Below are 15344 nucleotides of genomic sequence, written 5' to 3'. Positions count from 1 at the left end.
TATAATTGGAAAATTTGGGGCCATAGCTCAGCTGGGAGAGCGCATCGCTGGCAGCGATGAGGTCAGGGGTTCGATCCCCCTTGGCTCCACCAATATCTATTAAATTAACGCAGCCAGAGCGGCTGCGTTTTTTGGTATGCGGTAACTCCTGAAGAGTCGGTCTTCTTTTTTTACTTATTTCCAACCTACATACCCTGATTTTTAAAGACTCATCAGTTTCTTTATCAGTTCAGTTTTTCCTTTTACTCCAGCTTTCTCATAAATCCTGCCCAAATGCTTTTTGACGGTGATTTCCGTCACATGAAGTTGTTCGGCCATCTCAGCGATCGAGGAACAGGTCATAGACGATAAGGCAATTTCACGTTCACGGGGAGTTAGGTTGAAAGTTCCCTTAGGTGCGGCAACGTGCGGTAAAGAAGAGTCAGGCAGGTAGATTGCCTGGCCTGACTTTTTTCGCCGACACGAGGGCACGTGCGCGGCGACAAAGGCAACCGTTATTATCTATCCTCATCGAAGCTTTAGAAGATGCCATGGTCTGGCGACCTGATGGCATCTTTCTGTCTAAGTTCCGCTCCATTTGCGGTATAATGGGAATAATCTGTTGTTGGTGTATGGAAAGGCGGTGAACGGGTTGAGTGTAGACCGGGAAGAACTGAAAAGAATGATCGATCAAATCCCCGAACAAGACGCAATCGAAGTTTATGATTTTATCGGGTATTTGAATATGAAACGGGAAAGAGCCGTTCTGGAACAATTGGATGTCGCATCGCTCGCGGAGGATGCTGATCTCATTCGACAAGTCGAGCAGAGCCGCGAAGATCGTGAACATGGGCGCATATACAGTAAAGAAGCGGGACTTGACTATTTGCGCAGCAAGGTCAAGGAATTTGAGCATGAACAAAACGTATAGCGTTTATTGGACGCAAACGGCTTTGGATGAACTCAGCAGAATTCTCGCCTATCCGCCGGACGTGAAGGAAAGAATTTATCTGGAATCGTTTAACGACTGCTATTTACACCAACTCTTACCGCCAAACCAATCCTGACAGGCAAATTGAAAGGACAATGGGCAAGGCTGGGGCTGTATCAAGTCATTCTCGTGTTTGAGGTTAACGAAGACGAAGCAGTCGTTTGGGTAAATGGCATTAAACATAAAAGAGAGAATGTGTATTGGAAAAGAAAGAGGACTTAGTCCGGCATAAAGATCTTACTGGGATTTATTTGGGAGATCAGAGCTTCTGCTCTGGTCTTCTTTTTTGCACTCATTTTCGGATAGGAGGGTGTCAGAATGGAGATGATGAATCGAAAACATGCGGATTGGATAGTAGAACGGCGGTTCGAGGGCGATCAGAGCCAAATACTGAAAAGGCGTTTCAAAGGTGGCCGATCATGAGGTATAATGCGACTACACCCTTTGAAAATGGGATGGCATAATTAAAGCAGTGCCCGTTACAAGTGTTAAGTTCGGCAAAAACGATCCTTGTCCTTGCGGAAACGGTCTGAAGCATAAGAAATGCTGCGGAAAGTAAAAGGAATGGAGAGTTGAATGCAAGAGAAATGTCGTTTGTTGGTTGTCGATCAAAGCTACTCACCAATTGAATCTCTTGAAAATGAAGAGCTTTATCGTCATGGAATTTTTGAATGGAACATCTCGAGGATAATTAAGTATATCGAAAGAAACGAGTGGGAAAGATGGTCATCACCGCCTTGCCAAGGCTCGAAAGAATCATGTCCCGTATGTCAATTCCTACAAGCTGCTTGTTAATCAGCATATTCCGTTCTTTACTTCAGTTACAAGTTATACCGCATTCGTTGAATACTGGAACTCAAAAGTTCATGATATGAGGTAACTGTCAATGATCACAGTACAATGTACAAAAAAGCTGGCAAGCGAACTGGGTGTTCCCTTGTTAATTGAGAAGCCGAAACATTCTAATCCACTGTATTGCTGGCATGCTCATTTATTTTCATTTAGTCGCCGAAAGTGTGTATTGGTTATGAATAACGAAACAAGATACAATTTTGTGATGTTTGGTTTGGTGAAGGTTGATTTCAAGCGATTCGATGACTTGATCGTAAAGCAAATCTCCGACAATTTGCTTGCAGATGGAATGGAACAAGTATTGGTTGATAAATATTTACTAAATTGTGGAGATGTTAGTTATACCCCGACAAGCGACAGAAGCATAATTGGTCAAATCAACGAAATGATAATGGTCGCACAATACGAGATGGAAGGCAACATCGATGAGTATGGTGATCCGAAAATTGATCAAGTGAATCGCTTCTTGAACAGATTTGTTATCCTGAAATTACCGAAGCTATATTCGGGTGAAACCATGTATGATGCGTTGCAATATATAGATGTTGAATGATAAATCTATCGTGTTTAAGCCAAACCTCCCTCAATCTTGCGATCCGGGGAACTTATAGCAATCGAGCAGTTCCAATACCGGATGGACGAACAGAATAAGGCGGGATTATGGGATTGGGAGGAAAAGCATAATTTCATTGTGAATCTGGAAAAAGGAAAGAATGTACCTACATAGGTTAAAGGACGGTGCACAACTGGTATGTTCCTTGCTGGAATGCCAGTCACACCATTCCTGAGGGCGACTCCAAGGACAAATAAATCCGCTGCGGAAACAAGACAGCTCCAACGAGGCGGGCATCTTGCATAATATAGCTTTAGCGAATTTTCCACGATTTTGTTATTATGAAATGGAGGTGAGCGGCATGAACCAGTTGAGCGATCAAGCTAAGGAAGAGCTTTTACATGCGTTGGAAGGCAAGCAATCCGACCTTTCGTTATTGAGGGCAAACTGGTTTCCGTGGAAGTGGAGAACTTTGAGCCGGTCGCGGAAGATGATCCCGAACTGGACTTGGCCCAAGAAATTGAGGACTATCCCGAACTGAAAGCTTCTCTGCAAAAATATTTGGATAATCCCGACATGAAAGGGTACACGGCCAGCGAACTGAAGGAGAAGCGCCGTGGCAGAAGGAATTAACCGTCCCTTCCGTATTATTTTTAAGGCCGAGTTTGATTTGTGCCTGGATCGAATCTTTATTACGCCGTTCACGAACGTGATCGCGTTGTGGATGTCATCAACATCTTGCCTTCAAGAACGAAACGGAAACGTGTGACAAAATAGGCTTGATATAAATTCATACGGATTGATTCGACCGTTCCATCTGGACGGTCTTTTTTCATGCCTTTTTTCGGATAAGGAAATGGAGGGAAAACGCTATGAAAAGTAATATCCTCTATGGCGAATGGCAGGTGGAACGGCGGTTCGAGGGCGATCGCCAACCAGTTGACGGACGAGAAAGTGCAGACTCCGGCCTAACGGCAAAACCGCAAAAACGGCTCTTCCGACTGGCATCTCAGCACGGTGAAACTAATCCTGCAATCAGCTCATCAAAGAGCGCGGAAGCCGCGAATCCATGAGCTTGAAGGATATTGTCAGGCTCCTGCCGTTAGACAGGCTGGACCGGGAAACGCTGCAAGCGCTGGTAAAGCGCATCGATGTCCATGACAGCGGCATTGTAACATTCACCTATAACTTTGCCGTATGATCTTATTTTGGGCAGCCATCTTGACCAAGTCGTCACCACACATGTGGAGTGTACAGTAAGACTTGAAAGAAAAGATACAGCCAAGTAGACTGTATCTTAGTTCTGTGGGAGAGGGTTGGAAAGATTATAGTGAATTTTAATTTTTCCACCCTCGAAAACTTCAATTTTTTGTATTAACCTCTGTAGAACGTGTTTCATGACCTGTACATCGCCAATGTCGAGGGTCGAGAAACGTTCTATTTCTTTTTTGAATACGTGTAATTGTTCGGCTAGGTCTTGCCGTGCTTCAAATTTGTCGTCACAGCATAAAAGATAAATAAAAAACGTTAATCATACGTGATTAGTAAGCGATAAGAAATGAAGTTAAAAAAAGCGAAGTCGAACGAAGTGAAGACAACGAAGCGAAGCAAAGTTAAAGAATAAGTATAATCGGCTTCAATAATCCAACAAAGAACGTTGTCTTATTAAAGCCGAGCTATATTTTCGCCGCATACCTGATTTACTAGAGTCTGTACGCAAACTGTACAATCCATAAAAAAGCAGTACAATTGAACCTATGAGACGCAGATACGAAATAAGCGATGAAGAGTGGAATGTCATTGAGCCGTTTTTGCCCCCTACCCGAAAACCACAAGGAGGTCGTCCGCCCAAAGATCGTCGTCAGATGCTGAATGCCGTACTTTGGATTGCTCGTACAGGAGCTCCATGGCGAGATTTTCCTGCCTATTATGGTTCCTGGTCTTCCGCCTACAGTTTTTTCTGGCGCTTACAAAAGGCGGGGATATGGGACATCATTTTGGATCATGTTTCGATAGAACCCGATTGGAGTCAGGTCATGATCGACACGACCGTAGTCCGTGTCCACCAGCATTGGGCGCAAAAGGGGGCAAGCTAAGCAAGCAATCAAGTAGATTTTGAAAATGAACTGCTTATTTTGAAAACACAATATTATTATGATGAAGAGGAGTGTTCCTTGATGACAAAGAGTAGAATGAATCCTAAGGTTGATGAATTTTTAAGTAAGGCTAAAAAGTGGAAGGAAGAATATGAGAAGTTGAGAAATATCGTTCTTGACTGTGAGCTGACCGAAGAATTTAAGTGGATGCATCCTTGTTACACGTTTCAGAATAAAAACATAGTTTTAATACATGGATTTAAAGAATACTGTGCGCTTCTGTTTCACAAAGGTGCCTTGTTAAAGGATGCCCATGGTATCCTAATCCAACAAACGGAGAATGTACAGGCGGCGCGCCAGATTCGGTTCACCAATGTTCGAGAAATAGTTGCAATGGAAACCATCTTGAAAGCCTATATTTATGAAGCCATTGAAGTTGAAAAAGCTGGTTTGGAAGTGAATTTTAAAAAGAATACAGAATTCATAATTCCTGAAGAATTTCAAAATAAATTCGATGAAATCCCTGCCTTGAAAACTGCTTTTGAAGCATTGACGCCCGGACGGCAAAGAGCATACATTCTTTATTTTTCTGAACCCAAACAATCCAAAACTCGAGAGTCAAGGGTTGAAAAATGTATGCAGCAAATTCTCAATGGAAAGGGATTAAATGATTAGGGCGTGTATGCAAACCTAAGCAAGCCAAACCATAATCGAAGCAAGCGTTAAAAAAGCTCGGAAGCTCTGCGCCAGTTTATCGAAGCGAGTCGCCAAGCGACGGTAGTTCTTCACTTTATTGAAAAAGCATTCAATTTAATGAAACTGCTCAGGCTGAGACTAATGCTTGAGCTTTTTATTTTCAGAGGAAAGGGTCTATGAATGAATCCCCCGAGGGGGGATTTTGTATGTTTATCGTAAGTGGTCGCCTACCCGATCGGGAAAGAAGAGGGAGAGTTGGAGCAGCATCTGGTCCCAGTTTTGGATGCGGCCTGTCCATTTTCAGATCACATCCATGGTCGCCAGATAGAACGGTGGGAAAAATGCTCTTGCTCTTCGTTACTTTGCGAAGCTGTCGGTGATAGCTCTCGATCATGTTCGTGGTCTAGATGAGTTTACGGATTTCCGGCGAGTACTTGATAAAGGTCGCAAGTTCCTCCCAGTTGTTCTGCCAAGAGCGTACAATGAGTGGGTATTTCCCTCCCCAGACTTCCTGGGTTTTGGGAGTTTACACACTTTATTTTACAGACTCGATTTTTCTATTTAACCAACGGCATGAATATTAACGTAAGAGAAATACATATTAAGGCTCTCTTTTTATTTGTGCATAATTACCATCCGTAAATCTTGAACAACTCCATAATTTTCTCTTTTTGTCCGGGCCCAAAGTCAATTGAAACACCTAAGATGTATCGGTCAGGATTTAATTTACGTACCTTGGGTAGTTCTAAACGTTGCAAGACAAGGAATTTGTTTCCTGATCAATCTGTGTTGGTTGAAGAATTGAAACCTCTTTTTAAAGCAAGGATCACAAAAGAGTAAATTATAACCGCCCATGTTTCGTTGGTTTTCTTATAATAGAGAGAAACGATAAGGCCAAGCCCTTACCGTTTCGCCTTTTTCTTACAATATTTGAGATTCGTATACTTTGCTTCAACCGGTTTGAAAAAGTCTGTGGGCTTAATGTTAAGCTCTGCGCAAAGCTTGAATCCCTCCTTTTCATGGGACACATTACAAGCTTACTGTTTCAAGAGTCGAATCATCGCACTTAAATCCTGTGCTTCTTTGAACACGAGCAAATACGGATGCTGACCTGAACCATTGTGGTATGTGTAAATACCGGTGTGTAAATACTCTAAATGAAGTACATATGCATCGTTGACCACATTCCACATCAGATCGCGAATGAACACAGCATCTAGGCCGGCTTCGAGCAGAACGTCTTTGCAGAGTTGAACATAGGAGGCTACATCATAGTTGAATGGTCTGCGAAGATTTTCTGCAATTGATTCGGTCAGTCGTTGTTGGATGTACATCTTGCTGAGTTCAATGTTGTAGACAAGACTGCTCTTAGCCATTAGCATCACCTCCTCTCTGGTACATAAATGAAGGGCCCCATACAAGGCATAACCCGAAAGTTACGCCTTGTATGGGGCCCTCCAATTACACAAAAGCAATTCCATGATGAGGATTCGGTTAGGCTTAACTGGGGATGCTTGCTTGATCATTTGGAAGAAAACACGCTATTTCTTTGATCTTTCGAAAAGTATTCTGGATTCGGATAGGGGATGGATACCAGGTAGTTATGTAGAAAAAAAAGTATGGATAACATATGTATCGAATCCTACTTTTCTTACCTAAAGAACTGGAATGTTCGAAACAAGACCTGCATAATGAGGAGTGGATTGAGAAATAAATAAAGCACATGGCCAAATGGGTCATGTGCTTTATTTCTGTAGCATTGTGGAGAGAGCCCGAGGTTTGCTCGCACAGACAATGACAGCTTTGTCCCGCGGTCGAACTCCCTACCTATTCAATGACAATGAATGGGTCATGAATAGATTTTGCCTCTTCAGCATAAATATTACGGATTCAGATGCCATAAAGGGGTGATGTACATTGAATTCAAACGGGGTTAGCCACAAGGTTCATACAGCTTAAATTCCTATTGATCAGCCGGGCTATGTGAATCAGATGCCGGCCGTACATTCTCAAATATATCCTATTGCGGGAGTTCCCCAGCCAAACGAATATATCACACATTTAGACCCTGTGTTTGTGCAACACTTAAGTCGCCATCAAGGCCAAAGAATGGCGTTAATGACGACTGTGGGGAGAATCGAAGGTATAAATGCAGGTGTGGCGGTGGATCACATCCAAATAAACTTAGAAGACCGCTCTCTTCATATTCGAATTTCACAAATCGTATATTTTGAAGGACCTTTGGCTTCTTATCGGTAAGAAATCGAGTGAGGCGCTTTGGCTTAAATCAGGCGTCTTTCTCAAAGTGAAGTCAGGTTATTATGGTCGTGGAGCTGTTGGTACGAAACTTGGCAGAAGCGATCTGGCAGCGTTTATGTACAAACAGTTTCGCGATTCGATGTTCATTGGCAAAGCTCCCGTAATAAGCAGTTGATAGAGATGGATAAATCAAACCACTTCATCCGAAGTGGTTTTTGTTGTGCGTCGTGTCCAGAAACTGCAAACTCAATTTCGCCCGTCATATTTCCAGCCATTACCGATGACGGGCTGTTGCTGCCGGTCATCCAAGTTTGGACGATGAGGGTGACCCTGTGCCTGGTTGTAGTCCCGGTTCGAATAGGCTGGATGAGCCGCTTTTCCTTGGACCTGATTTGGCTTGCAATCGCTAGGCGGTCCGATGACAACTGTTTTTGTAATGGGTGCCAGCGTATCCTTCACTTTTGCTTCATTGAGGCAATACGTATGGGCAAACACACTCGCTGGCGTTAATCGCAACAGGTCGGATCCGCCAATGAATTCCGGAACTGGCGCATCGAATATGGCCAATAAATGCGTGTTGTCGACCGAAGCAATTTCATAATGCCACCATCCCTGAGGCACATTAGCCACTTGGCCCGGCTGGATTGGAAAATTAAGAAGCTCTTTCGTAAACGGATTAATCAAGGAGACAACAGCCGCGCCTGAAATACAGTATACCAATTCTGAAGCATTTTGATGGATGTGGGGCTCGATTACGTTATCCTTGCTAAGATAAATGTCCAGCAGGGACACATTTCCTAATGTGTTTAGCTGGTTGATGGAAAGAAAATTAATATAATTCCGGCTATCCTTTTTGAAAAATGGGTTGTTGTTTAAATCATACGAAAACTGTACGGATGGTGAAGAAAAGTCCATATAAGAAACCGCCACTTTATTCCCCGCCCTTCATTTAATCATTAGGCTTTTGACTTATGGGTTATCTTATGTATCTTCCCGGATGAAAGTGCACCGTTTATTATATTTGAAGGTATTCGCCATGTTTAGGCCGTGCAGCTAAATGACGCCAGCTGTCCTTTGAATTTAGTATATAATGAGGAAAATACATAGCATTCACGCTTCACATTGAATTGACCGAAGCCAAGAGAGGATTAAGTCCATTGACGCTACAACAGTTGAAATATGTGATCGAGGTTGCCAATCGCGGATCAATGAATGAGGCAGCAAAGCGGTTGTTTATATCCCAGCCGAGTCTTTCCAACGCCATAAAGGATCTGGAGGAAGAAATTCATATTACGATTTTCGAACGCACCAATAAAGGCATCTCCCTTTCCAAGGAGGGGGCCGAATTTCTCGGCTACGCCCGACAGGTGATTGAGCAGGCGGAGCTGCTGGAAAGCCGGTATTTGAACGCCAAGCCTTCGCCTCAGCATTTTTCGGTATCTACGCAGCATTATGCTTTTGCGGTGAATGCTTTTGTACATTTGGTTCGTGAATATGGTCAGGATGAATATGAACTAGCATTGCGGGAGACCAAAACGCATGAAATTATCCAGGATGTCAAAACCCAGCGCAGTGAAATGGGGATACTGTATCTCAATGAGTTCAATGGCAAGGTCATTAACAGATTGCTGAAAGACGCTAACCTGAAATTTACCAGCTTGTTTACGGCAAAGCCGCATATTTTTATCAGCGTTCATAATCCCCTGGCTAAGCAGTCTATCGTAACCGTCGATCAGCTTCAGGACTATCCTTACCTGTCCTTCGAACAGGGGGAGTATAATTCGTTTCATTTTTCCGAGGAAATTCTAAGCACGCTATCGCATAGTAAGAGCATTCGCGTCAATGACAGGGCAACGCTCTTCAATTTATTGATTGGTTTGAACGGATATACGATTTCTACAGGAGTGCTCAGTGCCGACTTGAACGGCAATGAGATTATTCCTGTCCCCCTGGCGTGTGAGGAAACGATCAATGTCGGATGGATCAGCCATAAAGATGCTGCGCTCTCCAAGCTCGCCTTGGCTTATCTTGAAGCGCTACATCAGGCCATTATCGAGTAATGGGTTGGCTATAGCTTTAAGCTATAACCAGTTATAGTTAATTGGACTTACGGTATAACTAACCATATGTGCTATCTTTCTTATAGCAAATAGAATTATACAGCTAAAGGAGATTGACCGAATGAGCATAGTGATTGAAAGTGCCAAACAAAGAACCGCAACCCCTTTTAGACATGATATGGTCGGCAGCTTCCTGCGTCCGCATGCGCTCAAGGAGGCCAGAATCCAATTTCAGAACAACGAGATTTCCGCTGACGTGTTGAAAAAGATTGAAGATCAGGAAATCATCAAGCTGGTGAAGAAGCAAAAATCGGTAGGGCTTCAAGCGGTGACGGATGGCGAATTCAGACGCTCCTGGTGGCATCTTGATTTTATGTGGGGCCTGGATGGAGTGGAAAAGGCGAACCTAGAAAAAGGCTATCCATTTCAAGGCATGGAGACGAGAGCGGAAACTGCACGTCTGTACGGGAAAATCGGATTTTCCTACCATCCGTTCGTAGAGCATTTCAAATTCTTGAAGAATGTCGCCGGCTCTGATGTCATCGCTCGCCAGACCATTCCGGCTCCCGCACAATTCCTGGCGGAGCTTCAGCGTCCGGAGAACAAGGCGAGCACGGATGCTTTTTACAGCAGCACGGAAGATTTGGCAGCTGATATTGCGAAGACCTATAAAGCTGCGATTCTGGCCTTTTATGAGGCCGGCTGCCGCAGCCTGCAATTAGATGATTGCACGTGGGGGATGCTCTGTGACAAGAACTATTGGGAATCCAGACAGCAGGAAGGAGTTAACGTTTCGGAAATTGCGCAGTTGTACGCCCGTGTCAATGAAGAAGCGATTGCCGGCCTGCCTGACGATCTGATCATTACCACCCACGTCTGCCGGGGCAATTATCACTCCACCTGGGCATCCTCGGGCGGTTATGAGCCTGTCGCGGAAACTCTGTTTGGAATCGATAACATAGACGCCTACTACCTGGAATTTGATACGGATCGCGCGGGGGACTTTGCGCCGCTGCGATATTTGAAAAACCAGCAGGTTGTGCTGGGACTCCATTCCTCCAAAGTTGGAGAGCTTGAGGATCGGGAGGTCATCATCAGTCGTATCAGGGAAGCTGCGCAATATGTAGATATCAATCACATTTGCCTTAGCCCTCAATGCGGATTTGCTTCCACAGAAGAAGGAAATCTTCTGACGGAAGAGCAGCAGTGGAACAAGCTTGCCTTGATCAAGGAGATTGCGGATGAAATTTGGAAGTAATCCACGAATTATATTCCATTTAGTAGGTGAGTTTGACTAACCGTCTTGAGGAGCGCATCGCTGGCAGCGATGAGGTCACAACAGAATAAGGGGCATTAGCTCAGTTGGGAGAGCGTTGCACTGGCAGTGCAAAGGTCAGCGGTTCGAACCCGCTATGCTCCACCAAAATGCCGATAAACCCTTGATACATAAGGGTTTTTCTTTTTGTCTGTCAGGCTTCTGAGGCTATCGACGTGTGAGGAGATGACTTTCCGATTCTTGATGGCCGCTTTAGAGTTCACTAATAAAGTGGCCGTGGTCACATCTGTGGTCACAAAACAATTTTATTGGTTGATGTGGTCACAATGGTCACAAACCCGTGAAAACGACAAAAAGTTTCGTTCCGCATGACGCTCGCCATACAGTACAAAACTTTTTGGTTAAAGCATATTTTCTTTTCCGAACAGCATGTCGCCGTACTTCTGAGCGGTTTCTTTGTGGATGCTTGGCAATACATGACTGTAAGTATCGAGGGTAATTCTGATATCGGAGTGTCCTAGAATTTCCTTTACGATCTTGGGGTTTATCCCTTCCTTTAACATCAGCGTTGCAACCGTATGCCGGAGGTCATGAAATCTGATCTTCGGAACTTCGGCTTTTTTGATGATTGAATAAAAGCTTCTCAGCAAATTTCTTGGAATGACTGGCGTTCCATTGCTCGTACATACTACAAGGTTAAAATCTTTGTACAACGGCCCGCAGGCCAGTTTTTCTTTTGCAATGATCCGCTTATGTTTTTTCAACTCATTCCCTCCCGTCATCGTGGAAGCCTCTCACCTTCCATGCTAGTGTCCTCGCTGTCATGCACAATGCCGCAAAAAAAGAAAAAGGACTGCCGTCCGCAGTATAACAGCAGAAAGCAGTCCATATGCAACCGGGTGGGGCATGAAACGGCAGACCCCCCTTATTAAAAAAGCAGGGTGGTGCCTCCGAAAACTGTATGCAATTTTTCCCCTATATGGCCGATTAAACCAACCTCTAATGTAACCGTCAACGTTTCTTGCGGTCAATTGTGTTCAGGAATTCCCGGGCCACATTAATCACAAAGTCTACTTCATCAACTTGACGCCCACTCAGTAGAGCGTTCAAATACTCGATCTTGGTGCGGATTTCATCACTGCCAAAATGCATCGGTAGCTCTTCTATATCCTCAAACAGTTGAGCGGGTTTTACACCCAATGCACTGATGATTTTGCCCAACGATTCCAGCGATATATTACTAGTGCCTCGTTCCACGTCACTTATATAGCTGAAGCTAAGACCGAATCGCTCCGCCAGCCGCTCTTGCGTCATGCCTTTGAGCTTCCGTATCTTGCGGATTTGCTCACCTACTATATGGATAAACTCTGCCATGCCATCACCTCTACATCAGATTAGTAGAGTGAAAGCAAGACTTTTATCCTATCATAGTGACACTTAATATCTTAACTTATAAGTGTAATTCGTTGTATAATAGGCCTATCTGGCTATTGCCAAGATTCTACAATTTTCATCAGAGAGAGGGAGGGCATCACCAATAGAAAAATAGAGAAAATCCTGATTTCATCAAAAGTCACTATTTTCAAAGACAATCAAAGGAGGAGAAAGAGCCCTATGTCAGTGAAGAAAATTACATCTTTACTCGTCACAGCAATATTAGTGTTCAGCTTGTTCGGAACGGCATCGGCGGCACTGCCTGGGTATGGTGAGGAATTGCAGAATGCACCGTCCAATACGCCGACCATCACCTTTACAGACGTGCCGACTACGCATTGGGCAAGCAAATACATAAGTGAAATGGCGTCCTGTAAAGTTCTCGAAGGCTACCCGGACGGTAAGTTCAGGCCGGAAAATCAGGTATCCCGAGCCGAATTCGCAACAATCATTGTCAAAGCATCGGGTCTACAGGCGAAGAAAGTAAACTATTCTTCATTTTCGGATGTCAAAACGACGGACTGGTACTCTCCATTCATTGAGGCTGTTAAAGATTACATGACGGGCTATCGCACCGCCGACGGTAGCTACATCTTTAACCCGACTGCACCTGCATTACGCGAAGATATCACGGTTGCACTTGTGAAGCTCAAAGGATATGAAGTTTCCCGCCTTGCGAACCAGAGTATCATTGAGGCCATGTTCCAAGACTACGCAGGTATCTCGGAAGCCGCAAAGGATTACGTCGCTGTCGCTGTCGAAAATGGGCTGGTATCCGGCTATCAGGACGAAACATTCCGTCCGCAGGCTTCGATTACCCGAGCTGAGGCGGCAACGCTTCTCTGGCGGGCTTATCAGTACGGTAATGATAACAAAGGCGTAGGTGGCGGAAACCAAACGACCCCAGCAACGCCTACGCCACCGGCAACAAATCCGACAACACCAAGCCAGCCGCAACAACCATCTCAAGCGGCAAAATTTAGCGTGGATACCTTGGTTGGCGGGATTGGCCAAGGGGATACGGACGGGCCTGTAAGCATAGCTAAAATCAATGCTGTTAATAGCATGGTTGTTGATAAGAACAACAATATTTACTTCTTGGACAAAGATAAGAAAAAAGTGCGTAAATTCAACAATTCTAACGGCACCGTAGAGACTTTTAAGGCCATAGACAGCACCTTTAACTGGGGAAATTCTTCCGACGGAAAGACTGTTACGAACTATCTGTTTAACTATATGACCCCAATGAAGCTCGCCTACAATGTGGCGAATGACAGTGTTTACTTGGGGATTAAATATGCATCAAGTCCAAATTACGCTTCGCTTCTTTATCAACTTACACCTAACGTTCAAGTATCGGTTTATGGCATACCAAAAAGGGTTGCAACAGGCACCTTCGACTTCATCAGCTTTAGTAATCAAGGAGTAATTTTCAGCGGCTCCAATCGGAACTATAACGACCATTATGACGCTGTTATTTATAGCGGACAATTGGGGGGGCAAGCGGACGAAATTGCATCAACAACTGACAATACGTGGGTTCGCTATATAGGCGGTCGATATAAATACTCACCCTTAGTAGATGCTATCGCCCTCGATAATCAAGTTTATGTATTCGATGGTAACGAAGGTACTCTTTCAAAAATCCAGTTGTTCCCGAGAAAACTAGATACAATTGTTACGCAAGACAGTATTTCCTTTGATGCAGTAGCGGCTTACAATGGCAAGTTTTACGCATCCAGCGGTGCAACGATCTATGAAGTCAGTCTTGATGGCAGATTGACCACCTTCATTGACGGCAAAGACCTGACTTATAAAGATGGCAATCCGATCAAGAAAATCAGTCAATTGAGTTTCGACAGTAAGGGGAACGTCATCGTCTACGACGACGACAACAAAGCAATCCGCCGAATCAATCTGTAAACTTCATAATCAATTCAGGGGAGCCGCCGTGCTCCCTCTATTTACATCGACACTCCAAGCGAAAGAAGGTGTATTCCTTGGCATTCTTGGCATTATTGTTAAAAATCATCGGTGCTGTTTCCCAAGTCTCCAGCATTGTATATATCATTACCGCGATCATCAAGAAGAAAAAAGGGCATGTTCGAATCGGATTTATCATTTTGGTTGTAGCTTGCATTTTGCTTATTATTGCGACTCGCATGGAAGATAGCCTTCGAGCAGGGTACCGCTAAGCAGAAGGTGGAACAAAGAGAGCATGGAAGCAATCGCGGCTCCGCAATTGCCCGTCTGCTTGAATACCATAGTTATCATCACAAGGTTGCCTGTCCAACAGCTTCGACTGAGCGATGAAGGTGGATATGCGTTCGGCGGAGGGGATAAGTCTCTCCGCATTTTTTATTGTAAAAACAACATGGCCGAAAGGCGGGATTTGGGTGGATAAATTCTTCGAAATATTTTTAGGTGAAGCCTTTAAGTATGGGTTGAAGAAGCTGTTTGGAGTCAAGGAGGAACGGAGTTCAGATACCGCTGGCAGTCTCGGATGTTTGATGATAATGTTGATGGCTGTGCTATATCCTATCGGCATTTACTGGCTGAAGCCGCGGCTAACAACAGGCTCGTTTTGGTACGAGCATATCTATACTTGGCCGCTGTATATCATCGGGTTATGGCTTTCATTGTACATTCTTCGGTTTATTTTTTACTGTCTAAGGGTAGCTCCGTTCTATACTTTGCTGTTAGCCGGAATCATCTGGTTTGGGTGGTACGCCCATAAAAGAGGATGGATGTAGACGCTACTACAAGCTCACCGTTAATACTGAATATAACTTCACGATCCGATTCAAAACGAATTCGGCTTTTATTATGCCATTGCTACGTTACAAATCTTCAATATTTACGATATATAGAATATTGATTTACCGACATCAACCCATCATCGGCTGAAACGTGAGCTATGGATTGATTTCATCGGGATTTATGCCCGCGTTAAGAGGTACCGGCCCGGAAATTTATCAATCTGCCGATTCTATTCCCAATTCACGTTACATAACCCGGTTCAGATAGATATATTGAAGAAAACAGGAACAAAGACCTAAATTCTGGTAAAATCAAACATATCGAATGCGAGATGCTCATCATGGTCAGAAGGTACGAATAAAGGTAATTTCCAACTTTCCTTCGTGGA

At 44.1% G+C, this 15344-nt stretch carries 18 protein-coding genes, 2 tRNA genes and 1 pseudogene; 15 read left to right on the top strand and 6 right to left on the bottom strand.

Annotation, left to right across the window (positions count from 1 at the left end):
- Nucleotides 1-16: 16 nt before the first annotated feature.
- Nucleotides 17-92 (top strand) — tRNA-Ala (locus tag JMF85_RS24125).
- 109 nt (nucleotides 93-201) lie between these two features.
- Here the strand turns inward: JMF85_RS24125 and JMF85_RS28715 are convergent.
- Nucleotides 202-471, bottom strand: a complete 270-nt coding sequence (locus tag JMF85_RS28715; RefSeq protein WP_201319045.1) for a helix-turn-helix transcriptional regulator — start codon at nucleotides 469-471, stop codon at nucleotides 202-204.
- A 160-nt stretch (nucleotides 472-631) separates the two neighbouring features.
- Here JMF85_RS28715 and JMF85_RS24115 point away from each other — a divergent pair, with 160 nt between their 5' ends.
- The 8 genes from JMF85_RS24115 to JMF85_RS24085 all read left to right on the top strand — a co-directional run bounded on the left by JMF85_RS24115 (nucleotide 632) and on the right by JMF85_RS24085 (nucleotide 5146).
- On the top strand, nucleotides 632-910 hold the full coding sequence (locus tag JMF85_RS24115; RefSeq protein ID WP_054797463.1) for a hypothetical protein: 279 nt from the start codon (nucleotides 632-634) through the stop codon (nucleotides 908-910).
- Nucleotides 911-1442: 532 nt separating this feature from the next.
- The gene (locus tag JMF85_RS28710; RefSeq protein ID WP_397376009.1) at nucleotides 1443-1529 is read left to right on the top strand and encodes an SEC-C metal-binding domain-containing protein; all 87 of its coding nucleotides are present in this window, start codon (nucleotides 1443-1445) and stop codon (nucleotides 1527-1529) included.
- 327 nt (nucleotides 1530-1856) lie between these two features.
- A complete protein-coding gene (locus tag JMF85_RS24105) occupies nucleotides 1857-2375 on the top strand; it encodes a DUF6933 domain-containing protein (RefSeq protein WP_236595974.1) in 519 nt (172 codons plus the stop codon).
- Nucleotides 2376-2831: 456 nt separating this feature from the next.
- On the top strand, nucleotides 2832-3008 hold the full coding sequence (locus JMF85_RS24100) for a hypothetical protein (RefSeq protein WP_155615662.1): 177 nt from the start codon (nucleotides 2832-2834) through the stop codon (nucleotides 3006-3008).
- A 239-nt stretch (nucleotides 3009-3247) separates the two neighbouring features.
- A complete protein-coding gene (locus JMF85_RS24095; protein WP_201319044.1) occupies nucleotides 3248-3448 on the top strand; it encodes a hypothetical protein in 201 nt (66 codons plus the stop codon).
- On the top strand, nucleotides 3445-3576 hold the full coding sequence (locus tag JMF85_RS28470; RefSeq protein WP_269103737.1) for a hypothetical protein: 132 nt from the start codon (nucleotides 3445-3447) through the stop codon (nucleotides 3574-3576). The genes JMF85_RS24095 and JMF85_RS28470 overlap by 4 nt, the downstream gene beginning before the upstream one ends.
- Nucleotides 3577-4132: 556 nt before the next feature.
- Nucleotides 4133-4471: an IS5 family transposase gene (locus tag JMF85_RS28705; RefSeq protein WP_201319043.1), complete on the top strand. Its 339-nt coding sequence runs from the start codon at nucleotides 4133-4135 to the stop codon at nucleotides 4469-4471.
- Nucleotides 4472-4552: 81 nt separating this feature from the next.
- A complete protein-coding gene (locus JMF85_RS24085) occupies nucleotides 4553-5146 on the top strand; it encodes a YdeI/OmpD-associated family protein (protein WP_201319042.1) in 594 nt (197 codons plus the stop codon).
- Nucleotides 5147-5377: 231 nt separating this feature from the next.
- Here JMF85_RS24085 and JMF85_RS28230 read toward each other — a convergent pair.
- Both JMF85_RS28230 and JMF85_RS24075 read right to left on the bottom strand, forming a co-directional pair.
- Nucleotides 5378-5681: pseudogene (locus JMF85_RS28230) on the bottom strand (transposase); the annotation flags it as partial.
- A 523-nt stretch (nucleotides 5682-6204) separates the two neighbouring features.
- Complete coding sequence (locus JMF85_RS24075) at nucleotides 6205-6543, bottom strand: hypothetical protein (protein WP_201319041.1); 339 nt, start codon at nucleotides 6541-6543, stop codon at nucleotides 6205-6207.
- A 616-nt stretch (nucleotides 6544-7159) separates the two neighbouring features.
- Here JMF85_RS24075 and JMF85_RS28465 point away from each other — a divergent pair.
- The gene (locus JMF85_RS28465; protein ID WP_127608752.1) at nucleotides 7160-7426 is read left to right on the top strand and encodes a DUF2642 domain-containing protein; all 267 of its coding nucleotides are present in this window, start codon (nucleotides 7160-7162) and stop codon (nucleotides 7424-7426) included.
- Nucleotides 7427-7672: 246 nt separating this feature from the next.
- Here JMF85_RS28465 and JMF85_RS24065 read toward each other — a convergent pair whose 3' ends face one another.
- Nucleotides 7673-8356, bottom strand: a complete 684-nt coding sequence (locus JMF85_RS24065) for a cupin domain-containing protein (protein WP_054796548.1) — start codon at nucleotides 8354-8356, stop codon at nucleotides 7673-7675.
- Between the two features lie 227 nt (nucleotides 8357-8583).
- On the opposite strand from JMF85_RS24065, the gene JMF85_RS24060 reads away from it, so the two are divergent.
- From JMF85_RS24060 to JMF85_RS24050, 3 genes are all read left to right on the top strand, one after another.
- Nucleotides 8584-9486 (top strand): LysR family transcriptional regulator, encoded by a 903-nt coding sequence (locus JMF85_RS24060; protein ID WP_155615674.1) that lies wholly within the window; start codon nucleotides 8584-8586, stop codon nucleotides 9484-9486.
- 121 nt (nucleotides 9487-9607) lie between these two features.
- Nucleotides 9608-10744: a 5-methyltetrahydropteroyltriglutamate--homocysteine S-methyltransferase gene (locus tag JMF85_RS24055; protein ID WP_155615657.1), complete on the top strand. Its 1137-nt coding sequence runs from the start codon at nucleotides 9608-9610 to the stop codon at nucleotides 10742-10744.
- 89 nt (nucleotides 10745-10833) lie between these two features.
- A tRNA-Ala gene (locus tag JMF85_RS24050) sits at nucleotides 10834-10909 on the top strand.
- Nucleotides 10910-11163: 254 nt separating this feature from the next.
- Here the strand turns inward: JMF85_RS24050 and JMF85_RS24045 are convergent.
- A complete protein-coding gene (locus JMF85_RS24045) occupies nucleotides 11164-11526 on the bottom strand; it encodes a tyrosine-type recombinase/integrase (protein WP_230876339.1) in 363 nt (120 codons plus the stop codon).
- Nucleotides 11527-11773: 247 nt separating this feature from the next.
- Entirely contained in the window at nucleotides 11774-12136 is a 363-nt protein-coding gene (locus JMF85_RS24040; RefSeq protein WP_201319040.1) for a helix-turn-helix domain-containing protein, read from the bottom strand.
- Between the two features lie 240 nt (nucleotides 12137-12376).
- Here JMF85_RS24040 and JMF85_RS24035 point away from each other — a divergent pair, with 240 nt between their 5' ends.
- Nucleotides 12377-14119: an S-layer homology domain-containing protein gene (locus JMF85_RS24035; RefSeq protein ID WP_201319039.1), complete on the top strand. Its 1743-nt coding sequence runs from the start codon at nucleotides 12377-12379 to the stop codon at nucleotides 14117-14119.
- 77 nt (nucleotides 14120-14196) lie between these two features.
- Nucleotides 14197-14391: a hypothetical protein gene (locus JMF85_RS24030; protein WP_155615656.1), complete on the top strand. Its 195-nt coding sequence runs from the start codon at nucleotides 14197-14199 to the stop codon at nucleotides 14389-14391.
- The last annotated feature ends 953 nt before the right edge of the window (nucleotides 14392-15344 follow it).

Source organism: Paenibacillus sp. EPM92 (assembly GCF_016586185.1).
In the GTDB taxonomy this organism is placed as follows: domain Bacteria; phylum Bacillota; class Bacilli; order Paenibacillales; family NBRC-103111; genus Paenibacillus_G; species Paenibacillus_G validus.
This window is presented reverse-complemented; position numbering and strand designations above follow the sequence as displayed.